Raw genomic sequence first — 15,516 nt, 5'->3', positions numbered from 1 at the left:
ATATGCCAAGCGTCGTCATTCCCGGAGTCAGGACCGTCGAAACCCACTGGATTCCGCTTGCCGACGGCCGCAAGCTGGCCGCCCGCCTGTTCCTGCCTGACGACGCCGAGCAAAACCCCGTCCCGTTGATCTTCGAGTACATACCGTATCGCCGCCGCGACGGCACGCGCACCGGCGACGAGGAGATGCATCTCTTCTTCGCTGGCCATGGCTATGCCTCAGCCCGCGTCGACATTGCCGGCACCGGCGATTCCGAGGGCCTGCTCGACGACGAATATGTCGAGCGCGAGCAGGACGATGCGCTGGAAATCCTCGACCATCTCTGCTCGCAGCCATGGTGCACGGGCGTCGCCGGCATGATCGGCAACAGCTGGGGCGGTTTCTCCGGGCTGCAGGTCGCGGCGCGCCGGCCGCCGCAACTGAAGGCGATCGTCACCTCTTGCTCGACCGACGACCGCTATGCATGCGATGCGCATTACAATGGCGGCCTGGTGATCAACGACAATTTCGGCTGGGGCGGGGCTTTGTTCGGCTATTCGGCGCTGCCGCCGGATCCGGCTGTGGTCGGCGAAGACCGCTGGCGCCAGATGTGGAAGGACCGGCTCGACGACCACAAGAACCATGCCGCCGAGTGGCTAAAGCATCAGCGCCGCGACGCGTTCTGGAAACAGGGCTCCGTCTGCGAGGATTTTTCGGCAATCGAATGTGCGGTGCTAGCGGTTGGCGGCTATCTGGACGGCTATACGCAGACCATCTTCAGCCTGGTCAAGAACCTCAAGGGTCCGGCCAAGGGCATTTGTGGTCCATGGGGCCACAAGGAGCCGAACTATGGCGTGCCCGGCCCGGCAGTGGGCTATCTGCAGGAATGCATCCGCTGGTACGACCGCTGGCTGAAGGGCATCGACAATGGCGCCGACCGGGAAGCGGACATGCGCCTCTATCTGATGGACTATGCCCGGCCGCATTCGCATATCGATTTCAGGCCCGGCCGTTGGCTCGGCTTCCCGCAATGGCCGGCCAGCCAGATCGGCGGCAAGACCTTGTGGCTGAACGTTGATGGCAAGCTTGGCGAAAGACAGGAAGCCGGCGAGGCGCGCCCGGCCATTTCCTCGCCGCTGACGACAGGCGTGCAGGGACAGGAATGGTGCCCCTATGGCCAGGGCCGCATCTCGGCCGAGGGCGCGCGCGACCAGCGTGCAGACGATGGCGGCTCGCTGTGCTTCGACAGCGCCGTTATGGATGCCGACCTGCCGTTGGCCGGCATCTCCAAGATCAGGCTGCGCGTCGCGGCAGACAGGCCGCACGCGCAGCTCTGCGTCCGTTTGAACGATTTGGCGCCAGACGGCACATCGGCTTTCATCACCTTTGCGCTGCTCAATCTCACGCACCGCAAGAGCCACGAATTTCCCGAGCCGCTGACACCCGGACAGTTCGAGGATGTCGAGCTGGACTTCAAGCCGGTGGCGCAGATCGTGCCCAAGGGACACAGGCTGCGGGTGGCGATCTCCTCGTCTTACTGGCCGATGGCGTGGCCATCGCCGGAACGCACCATGCTGACCTTCGACCCCACGGGCTGCCGGCTCGATCTCGCGGTTCTGGCCAGCGAGGAGGGTCTCGCGCCCGTCGCTTTCGAGGAGGCGCTGTGGGCCGAACCCCGCCCAGTGACGGTCAAGGAGCCGGCACGCCAGCTGCGCTCGCTGACCACCGACCTCCCGACCGAACGCACCGAACTGACGGCGCTGTCGGATGACGGCCGTTTCGTCTTCGAGGAGACCGGCACCGAAATCACCTCATGGCGCCGCAAGGTCTACGGGATCACGGACAACGACCCGGCAAGCTGCGTGACGCAAATCACCTGCCATGAGGAACTGACGCGGCCGGATTGGAACGCGCGGCTTGATTGCGAAATCACCATCCGCTGCGATCGCGACAATTTCTACGCAAGCGGCTGGGTCAAGGCTTACGAGCGAGGAACGATCTTCGCAGAGCGGACTTACGACGAGGTCATTCCACGCGACTGCCTATAACCAACAAACGTGCAGCCAACAAAAAGGGGAACAAAAAATGCGCATGAAACTCGACCGCAGAACCTTCCTGGCCGGCTCGTCGGCACTGGCGATCCTGCCCTATGCCCGCTTCGCATTCGCCGCTGGCCGGACCAACCCGATTATCGCGCTTGACGCCGATATCGGCAATCTCGACCCGGGCAACCGGGTCGGCACCACCGAAGGCAACATCATCCGTGCGGTCTGCCAGACGCTGGTGCGCTTCGAGCCGGGCAAGACCAGCTGGACCAACGACGCGGCCAAGGAGATCAAGCAGATTTCCGAGACCGAGTTCGACTTCGAGCTCAACCCCGGTCAGATGTTCACCGGCGGTTTCGGAGAGATGACGGCCGACGACGTCAAGTTCACCTATGACCGCTACATCAACGGCGACAAGAACGGCAAGAAGCTTGCCTATGCCGACGATCTGGAAGCGCTGAAGTCGGTCGAGGTCACCGACAAATACACCGGCAAGCTGATCCTCAAGCATCCATCGGCGGCGCTGTGGCTGATCGGCATTTGCGATGCGTCGGGCGCGATCCTGTCGAAGAAGGCGAGCGAGCAGCTTGGCGACAAGATCGCCACGACGTTGATCGGCTCCGGCCCGATGGTGCTCAAGGAATGGCGGCCGAAGGAGCAGTTCGTGCTCGCCGCCAACCCAGACTACAAGGGCCCCTACAAGGCTCATTTCGAGGAGATCACCGGCAAGATCATCCCCGAGCACAAGACCTCGTTCCTGTCCTATCAGGCGAAGGAACTCGACTTCACCGCCTTCGACGCCGACCAGCTCGACACCGCCAAGGGCCTGCCGGACACCAAGGTGATCGACATTCCCGGCATCGACTACACCTGGATCGGCATCAATGTCGTGAAGGGCGATCTCGCGGAACTGAAAGTTCGCCAGGCGATCCGCTACGCGATCGATGTCGACGCCATCATCCAGGGCGCCTATTCCGGCGCCACCTCGCGCGCCAAGACGCTTTTGGCGCCGGGCCTGCTCGGCAATTGGGCCGATGCACCGCTCTACACCAGGGATGTTGCCAAGGCGCAGCAACTGCTGAGCGAGGCTGGCAAGTCCAACCTCGCTTTCACCTTCACCTGCCTCAACGACGCCACGTCGCTGGCCGTCGCCCAGATCGCCCAGGCCAACCTCGCCGAAGTCGGGATCACGCTCACCATCAATGCGATGGATTCCGGCGCCTATTGGGCGCTCGGTGCCGACGACGCCAGCAAGGACCTAGAGCTGACGCTCATCCCTTACACGTCCAAGTTCGACCCGAGCTTCCAGACGCAGTGGTTCCTCGCCAGCCAGATCGGCCTGTGGAACTGGCAGCGCTGGAACAGCCCGGAGTTCGACAAGCTCCACCAGGAAGGGCTGGAGACGCTGGACAAGGCCAAGCGCGAGGAGATCTATATCAAGATGCAGAAGCTGCTCGATGAATCTGCCTCCTGCATCTGGATCACGCATGGCCGCAACTTCTTTGTCGACGCGGCCTGGCTGAAGCCGGTATTCCTGCCCAATGGCAAGGACTGGCAGTTCGAGTTTTTTGATAAGGCTTGAGCGGGCGAGGGGCTGCCACCAACCCTCCCCGTTATGGAAGGGAAGTCGCATAAGGGCAAAGCCCCCCTCACCCGGATTACCCCGAAGGGGAGAGGAGGAGCCGGTACGAGCGCCAGCCTCTTCTCCCCTCGGGGAGAAGATGGACCGAAGCGGCCGGATGAGGGGCCTTGCGCCAGCCTCGACAATTGCCATCTCCAGAACAGGTTGAAGCCATTGACCAAGTTCGACTATCCATGACCAGAGCACGACGGACCGCCGCTTTCATCGCCAGCCGTCTGGCCTCGGTGGTGCTGACCATCGTCGGCGCGACGCTGCTTTTGTTCCTGATGGTGCGGCTGGTGCCGGGCGATTTCGCCTCGGTGATGCTGGGGCCGAGGGCAACACCGGCACTGCGTACCCAGATCATCCATGACATGGGGCTCGACCGCAGCCTGGTCGAACAGCTCTGGCTGTTCGCCAGCCGTGCCGCGACCGGCAATTTCGGCGGGGATGTCGTCTCGCACCGCCCGATCCTCGATATCGTGCTCGAGGTCATTCCCAACACGCTGGCGCTGGCCTTCAGCGCGCTGGCGCTGGCATTGCTGGTTGGCATTCCGATCGGTGTCATCGCCGCGCTCAAGCCGGGCTCGTGGCTCGACAGTGGTCTCGCGCTGCTGTCGATTTCCTTCATCACCACGCCGACGCTGGTGGTGTCGGTCATTCTTTTTCTCGTCTTCGCCATCGGTCTGCACTGGCTGCCAGTGGCGGGGGCCGGTGCGCCGGGCGATATCGCAGACCGGCTGCAACATCTGATCCTGCCCTCGGTGGCGCTGGCGCTCGGCTGGGTCGGCTATATCTCGCGGCTGATACGCGCCGCATTACTCGACACGCTGGCGGAGCTGCATGTGCGTACGCTGCGCGCCTATGGCGTGTCGGAATACCGCATTGTCGGCTTCTACGCGCTGAAGCTCGCGCTGGTGCCGGTCGTGTCGATTCTCGGAATCGGGCTTGGCGACCTGATCGGCAGTTCTGTCGTCGTCGAGATCATCTTCGCGCGGCCGGGCATCGGCAGCCTGATCTTCAACTCGATCGCGCAGCGCAACTATCCCGTGGTGCAGGCCTGCGTCGTGTTCATCGTCGCCTTTTATATCGTCGCCAATCTCGTGGTCGACATGATCAACGCGCTGCTTGACCCCCGTATCGCGGCGGGCCGCGGATGAGCGGGTTTTTCGCGACGCTCAAACGCATCAGTTCGGAACGCGACGGCCGGCTGGGCCTGGCTTTCACCTGTCTCATCCTGGTATTCGCACTTGTCGGGCCGCTGGTCAGTCCCGACCCCAACGCCATCGACATCAAGGCCCGTTTCGCGGCACCCGGGCTGATGCATCTCTTGGGCACCGACAATCTCGGCCGCGACCTCGCGGCGCGCACCTCAGTTGGCACGCGCTATGCGTTGACGCTGGCGGTGATGATCGTCGTCATCTCGTCTATTATCGGCTCGCTGATCGGCATTGTCGCGGGCGTTGCAGGCGGCTGGGTCGACCGGGCGGTGACGGCACTCTTCGACATCGTCAACGCCTTCCCGCCGCTGATCCTCGCCTTCGCGCTGATCGCGCTCTACGGCAAGGGTTCAGCCACCTTCGTGCTGCTGGTCACCGTCGTGTTCATTCCGCAGTTCGGCCGCATGGCGCGGGCTCGGGCGCAGACGCTGCGCAATCTCTCCTTTATCGAGGCCGAGCGGATGCTCGCCGTCCATCCCGTCACCATCGTGGTCCGACACTATCTGCCCAATGTCGCCGGGCCGATCATCGTGCTGGCCAGCATGAACCTGCCCGTGGTGATCGCCTTCGAGGCGTCGCTGTCCTTCCTCGGCTTTGGCGTGCAGCCGCCGAAATCCTCGCTGGGCACGCTGATCAAGGACGGTTTCATTTCGATCAACCAGTCCTGGTGGCCGACGGTTGCCGCCGCTTTGGTGCTGGCCATCGCCACGCTCGGCGCCACCCTGCTTGGCGAAGCGCTGCGCCGCGTCATCGATCCCAAGTCGACGGGAGCACGCTGATGGCAATTTCCTTGCACAATCTCTCAGTCGACTACAGCCTGCAGCAGGGCGCCGCGCATGCGTTGCGCGGCGTGTCGCTGGACATTAAGAAGGGCCAGATGCTGGGGCTGGTTGGCGAATCCGGCAGCGGCAAATCCACCGTCGCGTTCGCCTTGATGGGTCTGCTTGCCAACAACGCTAGGGTCACGTCGGGTACGGCGACGATCGAGGGCAAGAGTTTCGACTTGACCAAGCGTAACGCAACGGCTGCCTTGCGCGGCCGCGGTATGGCGATGGTCTTCCAGGACCCGATGCTGTCGCTCAATCCGGTGTTCACCATCGGCACGCAGCTCTGCGAGGTGCTGCGCCGGCGCTCGCCCGGCAGCGACCGCAAGACCCGGGTTGCGATGGCCGAAGATGCATTGGCCAAGGTCCGGCTCAGCAACCCCGGGCGGCGCATGAACCAGTATCCGCACGAACTGTCCGGCGGCATGCGCCAGCGCGTGGTGATCGCCATGGCCCTATTATCCGAACCAGCGCTGCTGATCGCCGACGAGCCGACCACGGCGCTTGATGTGACCGTCGAGGCGCAGATCATGCGCGAGATCATCGGCTTGCGCGACCGCATCGGCTGCGCGGTGCTGCTGATCACCCACAGCCTCGGCCTGGTCACCGAATATTGCGACGCGATTTCGGTGCTCTATGCCGGCGAGAAGCTGGAAAGCGGCACGGTCAGCGAAGTGCAGCGCCAGCCCGGCCATCCCTATACGCGCATGCTGTTCGACTGCGAGGTGCCGATCGACCGCGAGCGTCATGCCGATGCCTCGCAGAACCGCTTCACGGTGATTGCAGGCGACTTGCCGGACCCGCGCCGGCGGCCGCCCGGCTGCATCTTCAACGGCCGCTGCGATGTCTCCTTCGAGGATTGCGCTGTCGTCAATCCGGGTGATTATCCCGTCCGTAATGACGCCGGGCACAGCGCCCGCTGCCTGCGGCTGGCGACGCCATGACCGACGCGATCTCGATCAGCGATGCACAATTGCGCTTCGGCGAGACCGTGGCACTCGACGGCGTGTCGCTTGCCATCCAGCAAGGCACATGCTTCGGCATTGTCGGCGAATCCGGCTCCGGCAAGACGACGCTGATGCGCGCCGTGCTTGGCCTGCAAAAAGTCGACCAGGGCGAGATCCGCATCCTCGGCAATCCGCTGGTGCATGGCCGCGCGGCGCTGAAACAGCGCGCCAGCTTCATCCAGCCGATCTTCCAGGATCCGGCCGCCTCCCTGTCGCCGCGCAGCCGCATCCGCACGCTGATGAACGAGGTCGGCACGGTGTTGCGCGAGCCGCAGGCTGCGACGCATCAGCGGCTGGGCGTCATCCTCAACCGCCTCGGCCTGCCGCCCGGCGTCATCGACAAATACCCGCACGAGATCAGTGGCGGTCAGGCGCGGCGCGTGGCGATCGCGCGGGCGCTCTTGATGAAGCCGTCGATCCTGATCGCCGACGAGCCGACCGCCGGCCTCGATGTGTCTGTCCAGGGCGACCTGCTCAATTTGCTGCAGGACATCAGGCAGTCGGACAACATCACGCTGGTCGTCATCAGCCACAATCTGGCGATCGTGCGGCTGATCGCCGAAAACGCCGTCGTCATGCGCGCGGGCAGGGTGATCGAGGGCGGCGAGGTTGGATCGTTATTCGGATCGCCGCAGGAGGTCTATACCCGCGATTTGCTGGCGGCGTGGCCGAGCATAACGGCGGCCAACACAAAGAGATAGCCCTCGTGCAGGCTTAGAACCAAGCAATTCGGTGGGTCATTCATTCTTGGACGGTCGCATGCGCATTCGGTCAATCCCGGAGATAACAGCGCCACCCAGTTCCGTACTCAGAGCCACTCGTACGGAGAACCATCGTCGGCTTAGCGTAACCGAGACTCCCTAGGAAGCCCGAGATGTCTGCTTTCGGGCAACTGCAAAACTCAATTCCTTGACCGAGATGAGGCGCATTGCCGACAGGCAGCCTTGGGCCAACTTTTCGGTCCACAGGCACACAATGGTACGGCGGACGCACCGGAAGTGGCGGGATACTTCCGCCATGCCTTTAAGCAGATGTTCAGTGTTATGCGACCCGGCTCAAGCGATCGACACACCCCGCGCGAACCTGTTGCTCGCGACAGGCTCACCCAGCGTATCGAGCCGCGGGATCACGCCAAGGCCGCGGGTAGTCGGAGCGGTAACTCAGCCTCCTGAACGCCGAATCGCCCTTGGAAACGCAAAAACCGCCCCGATTAGACCGGGACGGTTATTGATTTATGATGAAATTGGTTGCGGGGACAGGATTTGAATCTGCTGACCTCGCTTGCGAAGCCCCTTCAACAGACGAACTCGGTTGCAGCGCTGTATTGGCGGTGGCGCTCTCCCGCTACCATCACTTTCGATGGGCAAATCAAGCAGTTAATGGATTACTGGGTACAGTTCTGGAAACATTGTTCGGCCGGCCGAGCCTACGGCGATAGCTGATCTCGCGGGACGAGAGCGATGCCGCCAGGCGCTGGGTGGGATTCCGTTGCAAAGACGGGACCGATCGTGACGATGACCAGGATCAGGGCCGTCGACGCCGTCCACTTCGCACGCTTGAGCGACCGGCTCGTGTTTGCAGTTGCACGCATTCAATTGATCCCGGATGCCCAAATGTGACTAGCGAACCGCCCGCGACGCAGTGGCCGAAGGTCACGGAATGAGTTTTGGTGAACAGTCGTCATTTGAAGACTTCGGGGCCGGCTACTGGCCCCTGTTGTCTTAGTGCATCATCGCCGGTGCCAAGGTGGCTTTCGAGCATTAGTCGTCAGGATTGACCAGTTCTGGTGCCGGCGGCACGTTGTGCGTGGAGCCGGTGCTCGGTCCATCAACCGGGGCCGCCGGCAATGCACTGAATTCGAGCGGATTTGGCCGGCTACCATCCTGTTTGCTTTTATGGATACGCAGGCCGCCTCGGCTCGCTCCTTCGGTCGGCCGGTCAGATGCTGGCCGCCCAGTGAAGCCGGCGTCTCCATCTCGCAATCCCAGACCGTCCATGTGTTTGTCGGGTCGAGTATGCAAACGTACCGTGCGTGCCTTTTCTCATTGGTCAATTTGGGTACTCCCGACATCGGAGTCGAGCAAAGGACTTGGCGGGCACCATCGCATACATGCTCCACACGCTATGGCTTGACCGGTTTGGTTTCCTTCTTGGGCTGGACAGCAATCGAAGGCGCATCCGGGGGCGGACCGGCATCGGTCGGCTTCGGCTGCCCCGCGACCCGCGTGTCCGGCGCTTGCGGCCCGCCCGACGTGAGATTGACCGACACGCCGTAGATCTTCCACTGCCGGTTGATCGGCTCGAACAGAAGCTCGAAATTGACCTGCAACGGCATCGACGGAAAAAAACCGCCATGTGCAGCATGCCGTTCGGCTCGATCTGTGGCAGCAAAGTCAGTTGCGGCTCAAGCACCGCGACGGCGCTGAAGTCGAGCGCCTGCTTGCGCTGGCTGACAAAGATGTCGCCGAGTTGCGCGGCGCTGTTGGTCTGGAAATTGGGCGAACCGAGATCGCGCAGCACCGTGTAGTTGCCGGTCTTGTTGCTCGGCCGGCAAAGCCTGTGGCGATAGCTGCATCTCAAGCAAGGAGCGTTGTCACAAGGCGCCGGGTGAGCATGCGATCGACAGGGGGCGGAAATGTTGGAATGGGGGCATAGTGCTGATCGGCCACCGGTGCGCGACGGGCGCGGGCGACCTCATCAAGACCGGCGGGGCACGCTGCGCCTTGGTAACGCCGGTAACAGCTATGGCAGCACGCTGGTCCAGGCCGGCACACTGATTGGCAATGCTGGCTCGATCTCCGGTGACATCGGCAATGCCGGAACGGTTGCGTTCGATCAGACGGATCGCTCAACGTCCAGAACGGAGGCACCCTCGCCGGTCACGGTACTGTCGGGTCCGGCGCGGGCTCGATCTCACCTTCGCCACCGGATCGCGCTATGCGATCGAGGTCGGAGAACCATCATGCTACGCTCCTCATTGAGGGTCGTCGATTGCGGGGTCGCCAGCCCTTGGCGATGGCGTTAACCAGCCGCTCGATCTCCCGAGAGAGTTCTCCAAGCCGTCGCTCCAAACGAGTGCGCCTGGCAACGGCGTCGGTCGCGAGGCGGTCGCCAAAACTGTCGTGCTCTCCCCAAGAGGCCGACGGCGCGGTTGCAATCAAGCCGAAGAATGGCGCAAGTGCGCACGGGCGAATTGCCGAGGACACTGATCCCGAACCGCTCGTCTACGCCATTTTCGGCCCGATGTACTAACGATTGCTGCTCAGCTCACCCCTCTGCCGGCCGCCAAACCCGCAGCTAGGTGTCCGATTACAGGATTGCGAACGGCGTCCCAGGCGAGCCTGTCGCTCCCTCGATCCTGAGTGGCGCAAAGGCGTAGACGAATTGGGAGCGTCCCGTCTCGGCAAGACCGTCCAGGTTCATCCCTTCGTGCAAATAGATCCCGTGACGCATGATCAGATGTTGATGGCACGGCAAAACGACATCAGGGTCGACTGACGGCACGACATCGATAGCGAAATTGTCGGCTCCGACCACGGCTGGTGCGAGCTCCGAAAGAAACTCTGCCGCCGCAAGGCCCAGTCCTGGTTCGCCGTCATACCAGTTGGCGGCTTCTGAGAAGAAGCGCGAACCATGGCCGGTGCGGACCAGGACGACGTCGCCCGGGCGAAGCCAATTGGTTCGATCCATGCCCTGTCGGTCCAGGCACTGCCGGAGATGATCAGGTGTAATTTCAAAGCCGGCGGCTAGCGGATGACCGATGAGGGCCTGTACATCGAGCAGCACGCCGCGAGTGAAGAAAATCGGAGCCTTTTCTATGCCCAGTTTTTTAAATCCGTAAGGCGACCAGATATCCGAGAGCTTGTTGCCGTTATAGACGAGCGCATCGCAATGGCCGCAGGGATAGTCTATCTGCTGGCCAAGATGGCCAAGCGCATCCATATGAGTACCGATCTGCCCGATCTCGGTGCAGACGAAGTCGTCGTTCCAGACGGTGCGGCTGATGGCGCCCTCCGGCCCTCCAGTCGGACCACCAGGCATTTTGAGGCCGAAGGTGCGGCCCGGCGAAAGCGGCATGCCGGTTCGATAGGGAAAGCCCAGGGAGATAATCTCACCGGTCTCGATCAACCTGGATGCTTCCAGCACCTTGTGCGGGCCGAGCAGGTTGCCAGCGCCTAGTTCATCATCCGCTCCCCACCGGGAGGGAAACCAGCTTTCGCCTAGTGCCGGGTTGACGTTGTCGATCATGAAGCCGTCCTTAACTGGTCGCCGCCGCAGCAAGCGCGAAGCGCCGACGCCGCAAGACATAGCGGATCGATGCCTCGGCGACGATCACGAAGATCAAAAGTGCGCCGGTCGCGAGGCTCTGCATCCAGAACGGCGCGCCGAGGGCTGCGATGCCGCTGACCAGGAAGCGGATGGTGAACAGACCGATGAGAATTCCCGGAACGCTGCCACGGCCGCCAGAGAGGGCGATGCCGCCGATCAGGCAAGCAGTCACGGCCTCCAGGAGCACGGCATCGAAGCCAAGCGGACTGGCACTGCCGGTCTTGATCGACAAGAGAGCACCCGCCAGCCCGGCGAGTGCCGCCGAGGCCGAGAAGATCAGGATAGTCGGTCTTCGGATCGATACGCCCGCCGCGCGCGCCTCACTACGACCGCCGCCGATGGCGAACACCTCTCGCCCCCACAGCGTGCGCCGCATGAATACATCGAAGGCCACGACCAATAACAGCAGGACAACGGAAGGCACCGTAAAGATGAGAAACTTTGTGTTCAAGATATCCGTCGCAGCGACATTCTCGAATGGAATGAGTGCCGTCTTCTCATTGGAAATCATCAGTGTCAGGCCACGGAGCGCAATTAACGTGCCGATGGTGAAAACCATGGAGTTGATGTTGAGCCGATAGATACACCAGCCTTGGATCGCCCCCAACGCCGCACAGATCAGGATAACCATCAAGAAGGCCGGAATCATGCCAAAGGCAAAGAATTTTATCGACATGATGCCGGCGAAAGCGGCCATCGAACCGACCGATAGGTCCATCTCACCCGCGATCATGGTCAGGCCAACCCCTATCGCGATGATCCCCGCCAGAACGGCGCTGTCAATGAGCGCGGCGATTCCAATGGTCGAATAGTAGCTGGGGATCTGGGCAGCAAACAGCAGGTAAACCGCAAGCATCAGTGCGATACGGGCCAGATTGCCTTTGGTTTCCGCGGCAGCCTTCATCGCGAGCGCCCCTGCAAGACATGGAATAGGCTGATCGCGACGACAACGAGCAACCCGACGATCATCATTCTGAGCCCGGCCGACCAGCCGTTGAGCAGCATGAAATTCTGCAGGAGCGCGATCAGTACGGCGCCGAACGCGGCCTGCGCCGGCGAGCCGCGTCCGCCTCTCAACGCAATGCCGCCGACCAGAACCGCGGCGATGTAATCGAAATCGTAGCCCATGAAGAGATCGGCCTTGGCTTGCGAGAACTGCGAAACGGTCATGATCGCCATCAGGGCCACCCCGAACGAAAGCGCCACGCAAGCCACCGACGTGACCAGTCCGACCCGCAATCCGCTCGCGGTCGCAGCCTTCGGATTGGCGCCACAAAGAACGATCTCGCGGCCGAGCTTCATATGACGCATGACAAACCAGCTGGTCGCCGCCGCGATGACGAAGGCCCAGCTTTGGGTCGGCACGCCCAACGGCCGCGCGGTGCCCAGCCAGAGAGCGACATCGTTGTCAATTCTCAAGATCGAATTGCCGCTGAACAGCGCGGCAAGCCCACGAAACACCGTGCCGTAGGCGAGCGTGGTGATGATGGGATTGCCGATCGCCGAGATCGTCATGCCCTGGGCGATGCCCGCAAGCACGGCGACCACGAAGGTCGCCATGATGCCGACCGTCAAGCCATAGTGGGCGGTCACAAGAGCGAAGATGACGGCAAGAAAGGCGCCGAGCGAACTGGCCGAAAGCGCGAACAGGTTGCCAGAAATAGTCACGAAGCCCATGGCGATGGCCACGATCCCCGTGATCGAGGCGGCGCGGACGATCACGAACATGTTGTCGATCGTGGCGAAGCTGGGTGTCGTTGCTCCCGCGATCACCGCGACAACGAGGATGGCAGCGAACACGTAGAGGGAGCGCGGTATCCCCGCTCTGCCTCTCGCCGGTGTAATCTGGGTCATCATGACGTTCATCGTCCGGTCATTCGCAGACCGCCCGTACCGCCTGGGTAACATCGCGCGTCAGGCTTTCGGGCGTAGCTTCGTCGGCATCCACGATACTTACGAGGCGCCCATGAAAAAAGGTTGCGATCCTGTCGGCCAGGCCCAGCACTTCCTGGGTGTCGGATGAGGCAAAAATGATCGACAGGCCCCCGTCGGCCAGTTCCCGTAGGTGGCGGTAGATTTCGGCGCGTGCGCCGACGTCGACACCGCGTGTCGGCTCCTCGACCATCAGCACCTTCGGGTCGAGCCCGACCCATTTGCCGAGCGCGACCTTTTGCTGGTTGCCCCCGCTGAGATTGTCGGCAAGCCGGCTGAAATAGCGGTCATCGAGCCCAAATTTGGAGGCGATCTTGCGGACATGGCAGTTTTCGCGCCGGCGCGATAGGAATTGCAAGCGGCTGATGCTGTCGAGCGCGGGCGCGGAAAGGTTCTCCGGCACCGATCGACCGGCAAAGATGCCATCGCGCTTGCGGTCATCGGAGCAGTACACGACCTTATGAGCTAAACTATCGGATATGCTGGTCGGCGCGTAAGGTTTGCCTTCCAGCGTCATCGCGCCCGATATCTTCGGCGTAACGCCGGCAAGCATGCGCGGAATGATGCTTGCGCCGCTACCGACCTGTCCCGCGAGCGCCAGGATTTCCCCACGCCTGAGCGAGACTGTAAGTGGCGCGTTGAGCCCGGACGCCAGACAATTGTCGAGCCGCAGGATTTCCTCGCCAATGCGCGCGGCACGTGGCGGGAACATGGCGCCAAGCTGGCGCCCCAGCATTGCTCCGATGAGGGCGTCGATGGATAGTGTCGCCGTTTCCATCGGCGGGAAACTGCTGCCGTTGCGGAGCACGGTCACGCGATGCGCAAGATCGAACACCTCCGGCATGCGATGGGTTACGTAGACGACGGCGCAACCTTCCGAAGCAAGCGCGCGAACCGCCGCCTTGACCCGAACGATCTCGGTTTGCGACAGCGCGGCAGTCGGCTCGTCAAGAATGGCTATTCGAGCCTTGCGCGACAGCAGCCGGGCAATTTCGATCAGCTGCTGCTCGGCGACCGAATAGTTCTCGGCGGGTTGATGTGGATCGATGTAGTCAAGCCCCACATTGGCTAGGTAGGGCCTGGCCATCTCGGCCAGTTTCGAAGCCGAGCGCATTATACCAAGCGAGGTGTCACCGAGAAAGACGTTCTCGGCCACCGAAAGGCTGTCGATGATGGAGAGTTCCTGTGCCACGTAACCGACACCCGCGGTGCGGGCCTGTCCCGGAGATCGAATAACAACCGGTCTGCCGTCGATTTCGATCGTGCCCTGGTCGGCCGCCTCGATACCGGCGAGGATCTTCACCAGCGTGCTCTTTCCGGCGCCGTTTTCGCCCATCAACGCCATGACTTCGCCTGCGTTCACGGAAAGATCGACCTCGTTGAGCACCGCGGTCGCTCCGTAGTGCTTGACGATCCTGGTCATTGTTAGCATGGCGGGGTCCCAGTGTGATCGGCGCCGCGGAGCATTCGCGCGGCGCCGCCGAGCCTAGAAATTGCAGAGCTGGTCGGCCGTCTTGCCCCATAGCTTGGCCGCATCATAGGCGGCCTGGGTGTTTCCGACGGCGGGGTTCGGCAGGAAATTATACTGATAGAGTGGATCGCTGTCCGACGGAGTTTTGTCCGGCGTGTCTTCGAGATATTTTTCGCCTGCTACGACCTTGCCCTGCGTCTTGAATTTGGCGAGCGCCTGGACCGCCATCCAGCCTTCCCAGTAACCGGACTGGATTGCGGTGCCCGCTATCTCTCCGCTCTTCACATGCTTGGAATCGCCATGGCAGGTGCCTCCAACGATGAAGATGTCTTTGCCTGGTGTCAGGCCATTTTCCTTGGCGGCCTGCGCGGCCGCGCCTGCGATCGAATCGTTCTCGGTGTAAAGCCAGGTGAGTTCGGCCTTGTGGGCAGGAATGATCTGCGCCGCCACCTTGTAGCCCTCGTCCTCGAGGAAGCCTGCTGTCGGCACGACATCGAGCACGTTGAGCTTGCCCTTGACGGCATCCTGGAAGCCAGTCGCGCGATCGTCACCAGCTGACACACCTGCCGGGAAGCGGATGATGACGCCCTTGTCACACTTGGTCGAAGCCTTCGAACAGGCATCAAGCAGGATCTCGGCGGCAGTCTTACCACTCAGGAAGTCGTTCGCGCCTGCATAGGCGGTCCAGTATCCTTCCGTACCCTTGATCGGATATTGATTGGAAAGGATGACTGGCGCACCAGACTGCGACAGCGCGCGCAGGGACGCAACACCGGCGGCGTTCTCGAACGGCCACCAGATGTAGCCGGCAACCTGTTCACCGGATGCGAGTTGCTGCTGAACCTGGCTGTCCTGCTCGGCCTGGTTGAAGTTATTCTCGATGACCTTGATCTGATAACCCAGTTCGGCCGCTTTGGCTTTGGCGCCGGTCTGGAACTGTCCAATGTATGGATTGGTGCTGGATGGTACAAAGACGACGATCGTGCCCTTGTCTTCCGCCGCAGCCTTTTGGGCAGACCAGCCCAAGAGCAGTGATGCGGCCAAAGCCAATGTGTAATGCAATCTCATGGTTTCCTCCCGATGGCCCT

Annotated in this window: 12 protein-coding genes; 6 read left to right on the top strand and 6 right to left on the bottom strand. The window is 62.1% G+C overall.

All coding sequences use genetic code 11. The annotated features are described in order from the left end of the window. Positions 1-2: 2 nt before the first annotated feature. From AC1VON_RS10705 to AC1VON_RS10680, 6 genes are all read left to right on the top strand, one after another. Positions 3-2,027 carry a CocE/NonD family hydrolase gene (locus AC1VON_RS10705; RefSeq protein WP_483122040.1) on the top strand — a complete coding sequence of 675 codons (2,025 nt, stop codon included), beginning with the start codon at positions 3-5 and terminating at the stop codon, positions 2,025-2,027. A gap of 37 nt (positions 2,028-2,064) precedes the next feature. Continuing rightward, on the top strand, positions 2,065-3,606 hold the full coding sequence (locus AC1VON_RS10700; protein ID WP_483122038.1) for an ABC transporter substrate-binding protein: 1,542 nt from the start codon (positions 2,065-2,067) through the stop codon (positions 3,604-3,606). Between the two features lie 233 nt (positions 3,607-3,839). Further along, positions 3,840-4,805 (top strand): ABC transporter permease, encoded by a 966-nt coding sequence (locus tag AC1VON_RS10695; RefSeq protein WP_483122036.1) that lies wholly within the window; start codon positions 3,840-3,842, stop codon positions 4,803-4,805. Next, positions 4,802-5,644: an ABC transporter permease gene (locus AC1VON_RS10690; RefSeq protein ID WP_483122035.1), complete on the top strand. Its 843-nt coding sequence runs from the start codon at positions 4,802-4,804 to the stop codon at positions 5,642-5,644. Before AC1VON_RS10695 ends, AC1VON_RS10690 begins: the two co-directional genes overlap by 4 nt. Beyond that, positions 5,644-6,633: an ABC transporter ATP-binding protein gene (locus AC1VON_RS10685; RefSeq protein ID WP_483122033.1), complete on the top strand. Its 990-nt coding sequence runs from the start codon at positions 5,644-5,646 to the stop codon at positions 6,631-6,633. The genes AC1VON_RS10690 and AC1VON_RS10685 overlap by 1 nt, the downstream gene beginning before the upstream one ends. Next, the gene (locus AC1VON_RS10680; protein ID WP_483122031.1) at positions 6,630-7,397 is read left to right on the top strand and encodes an ABC transporter ATP-binding protein; all 768 of its coding nucleotides are present in this window, start codon (positions 6,630-6,632) and stop codon (positions 7,395-7,397) included. Before AC1VON_RS10685 ends, AC1VON_RS10680 begins: the two co-directional genes overlap by 4 nt. Positions 7,398-8,818: 1,421 nt before the next feature. Here the strand turns inward: AC1VON_RS10680 and AC1VON_RS10675 are convergent. The 6 genes from AC1VON_RS10675 to AC1VON_RS10650 form a co-directional block, all read right to left on the bottom strand. Next, positions 8,819-9,031: a hypothetical protein gene (locus AC1VON_RS10675; protein ID WP_483122030.1), complete on the bottom strand. Its 213-nt coding sequence runs from the start codon at positions 9,029-9,031 to the stop codon at positions 8,819-8,821. 974 nt (positions 9,032-10,005) lie between these two features. Continuing rightward, the gene (locus AC1VON_RS10670; protein WP_483122028.1) at positions 10,006-10,944 is read right to left on the bottom strand and encodes a cyclase family protein; all 939 of its coding nucleotides are present in this window, start codon (positions 10,942-10,944) and stop codon (positions 10,006-10,008) included. A 10-nt stretch (positions 10,945-10,954) separates the two neighbouring features. Continuing rightward, positions 10,955-11,929 (bottom strand): ABC transporter permease, encoded by a 975-nt coding sequence (locus AC1VON_RS10665; protein WP_483122027.1) that lies wholly within the window; start codon positions 11,927-11,929, stop codon positions 10,955-10,957. Then, positions 11,926-12,882: an ABC transporter permease gene (locus AC1VON_RS10660; protein ID WP_483122025.1), complete on the bottom strand. Its 957-nt coding sequence runs from the start codon at positions 12,880-12,882 to the stop codon at positions 11,926-11,928. The genes AC1VON_RS10665 and AC1VON_RS10660 overlap by 4 nt, the downstream gene beginning before the upstream one ends. A 16-nt stretch (positions 12,883-12,898) precedes the next feature. Next, complete coding sequence (locus AC1VON_RS10655) at positions 12,899-14,389, bottom strand: sugar ABC transporter ATP-binding protein (protein WP_483122023.1); 1,491 nt, start codon at positions 14,387-14,389, stop codon at positions 12,899-12,901. A gap of 54 nt (positions 14,390-14,443) precedes the next feature. Then, a complete protein-coding gene (locus AC1VON_RS10650; RefSeq protein WP_483122021.1) occupies positions 14,444-15,496 on the bottom strand; it encodes a sugar ABC transporter substrate-binding protein in 1,053 nt (350 codons plus the stop codon). Between the last annotated feature and the right edge of the window lie 20 nt (positions 15,497-15,516).

The sequence above is a fragment of the Mesorhizobium sp. HAY1-8B genome, assembly GCF_056868045.1.
This window is presented reverse-complemented; position numbering and strand designations above follow the sequence as displayed.

Excerpts from the sequence above, each read along its gene's own strand:
- AC1VON_RS10705 (WP_483122040.1), top strand. The coding sequence starts at position 3 with ATGCCAAGCGTCGTCATTCCCGGAGTCAGGACCGTCGAAACCCACTGG.
- AC1VON_RS10700 (WP_483122038.1), top strand. The coding sequence starts at position 2,065 with ATGCGCATGAAACTCGACCGCAGAACCTTCCTGGCCGGCTCGTCGGCA.
- AC1VON_RS10695 (WP_483122036.1), top strand. The coding sequence starts at position 3,840 with ATGACCAGAGCACGACGGACCGCCGCTTTCATCGCCAGCCGTCTGGCC.
- AC1VON_RS10690 (WP_483122035.1), top strand. The coding sequence starts at position 4,802 with ATGAGCGGGTTTTTCGCGACGCTCAAACGCATCAGTTCGGAACGCGAC.
- AC1VON_RS10685 (WP_483122033.1), top strand. The coding sequence starts at position 5,644 with ATGGCAATTTCCTTGCACAATCTCTCAGTCGACTACAGCCTGCAGCAG.
- AC1VON_RS10680 (WP_483122031.1), top strand. The coding sequence starts at position 6,630 with ATGACCGACGCGATCTCGATCAGCGATGCACAATTGCGCTTCGGCGAG.
- AC1VON_RS10675 (WP_483122030.1), bottom strand. The coding sequence starts at position 9,031 with ATGCCGTTGCAGGTCAATTTCGAGCTTCTGTTCGAGCCGATCAACCGG.
- AC1VON_RS10670 (WP_483122028.1), bottom strand. The coding sequence starts at position 10,944 with ATGATCGACAACGTCAACCCGGCACTAGGCGAAAGCTGGTTTCCCTCC.
- AC1VON_RS10665 (WP_483122027.1), bottom strand. The coding sequence starts at position 11,929 with ATGAAGGCTGCCGCGGAAACCAAAGGCAATCTGGCCCGTATCGCACTG.
- AC1VON_RS10660 (WP_483122025.1), bottom strand. The coding sequence starts at position 12,882 with ATGATGACCCAGATTACACCGGCGAGAGGCAGAGCGGGGATACCGCGC.
- AC1VON_RS10655 (WP_483122023.1), bottom strand. The coding sequence starts at position 14,389 with ATGCTAACAATGACCAGGATCGTCAAGCACTACGGAGCGACCGCGGTG.
- AC1VON_RS10650 (WP_483122021.1), bottom strand. The coding sequence starts at position 15,496 with ATGAGATTGCATTACACATTGGCTTTGGCCGCATCACTGCTCTTGGGC.